Origin of the sequence: Wolbachia endosymbiont of Madathamugadia hiepei, assembly GCF_013366855.1 — a bacterium.
In the GTDB taxonomy this organism is placed as follows: Bacteria; Pseudomonadota; Alphaproteobacteria; order Rickettsiales; family Anaplasmataceae; genus Wolbachia.
On record NZ_WQMP01000191.1, the window covers coordinates 1 to 1,325 of the forward strand.

The 1,325-nt window shown below is 37.4% G+C and carries 1 protein-coding gene and 1 pseudogene; one reads left to right on the forward strand and one right to left on the reverse strand.

Annotated features, from left to right (window positions below; translation table 11 throughout):
* Window positions 1-956, forward strand: a 956-nt coding sequence (locus GO685_RS05280) for a DnaB-like helicase C-terminal domain-containing protein (protein WP_175937875.1), incomplete at its 5' end; no start/stop codon positions are given.
* Between the two features lie 194 nt (window positions 957-1,150).
* Here the strand turns inward: GO685_RS05280 and GO685_RS05285 are convergent.
* Window positions 1,151-1,325: pseudogene (locus GO685_RS05285) on the reverse strand (IS5-like element ISSoc13 family transposase); the annotation flags it as partial.

Genomic DNA, 1,325 nt, shown 5'->3' on the forward strand with positions numbered 1-1,325 from the left:
AGCAAGGCGAGAAGACGTATATAAAGCTTGCAAGCTCAGTTAAAGATGTAGTTGAAAAAATAAGCACGCTGAAAAATAATCCAGAAGCGCTGGGCATTACAACCGGACTCCAAGACCTAAATCAGCTTCTTGGTGGTTTGCAGAAATCTGACCTATTAATTCTAGCTGCAAGGCCTTCTATGGGTAAAACAGCACTGGTGCTAAACATTGCCCTTAATGCTTGTAAGATTTTACAAAAAAGAGCAGATAAACAACACTGCGTAGCGTTTTTCTCACTTGAAATGTCAGCGGAACAATTAACTGCAAGATTGATCACTATAGATTCGGGAATTAGTTATTATAAGGCACTGACCGGAAGAATTAGTGATTTTGAATTGCATGAATTCATTAATGCTAGTACAGAATTGTCTGAATTGCCTTTCATCATAGATGATACCCCTGCGCTGTCAATTAGCGCTCTTCGTACCAGAATACGTCTGCTGTATCAATTATATAATGTAGAAGTGGTATTTATCGATTATCTGCAGTTAATCAGAGGAACAACAAAAAGGAGTAATGAAAATAGAGTGCAAGAAATCTCGGAAGTGACGCAGGGTTTGAAAGCAATTGCAAAGGAGCTAAATATTCCTATTGTTGCACTTTCGCAGCTCTCCCGCTCTGTTGAGCAAAGAGACGACAAAAAACCACAACTTGCTGATTTGCGCGATTCGGGAAGCATAGAGCAAGATGCAGATATAGTAATGTTCCTCTATAGAGAAGAATATTACGAACTAAGAAAGCAGCCAAGTGAAGGAAGCAATAAACATCGAGAGTGGCAAGAAAAGATGGAGAAAATCAGAAATATTGCAGAGCTCATTATTGCAAAACAAAGGAACGGACCAATTGGCAGTGTAAAGCTATATTTTGACTCCAGCAGAGGCGCATTCAAAGATTACACGGAGAGGCACAGTTCATAGCCTTCAGCAATCTTTTATCAATACCTATCCTCGCTATAGTTTACTAATTTATTAATAAATTTGACATGTCTCTCCACCTTTGCTACAATTTTAATAATAAATTAATTCTAGTGAGGTATATAATGAAAAACATATTTAATAAAACTAATGCGCCTTATCTTGTGGCTGGTACTCTAGTCTCTGTGAACAAAATTTTAGAGAAGCCATATGAGAGAACCAACGAAGTTTAAAAAACCCATAAAAACCTCAGCAGTCTTGTCAAATTGAGAAAAAACACGTCTAAAGTTCTTGATTTTTCCAAAGAAGCATTCAATCAAATGCCGCTCTTTATAAAGATGTTTGTCGTAGTCTCTCTTCACTTTTCGATTC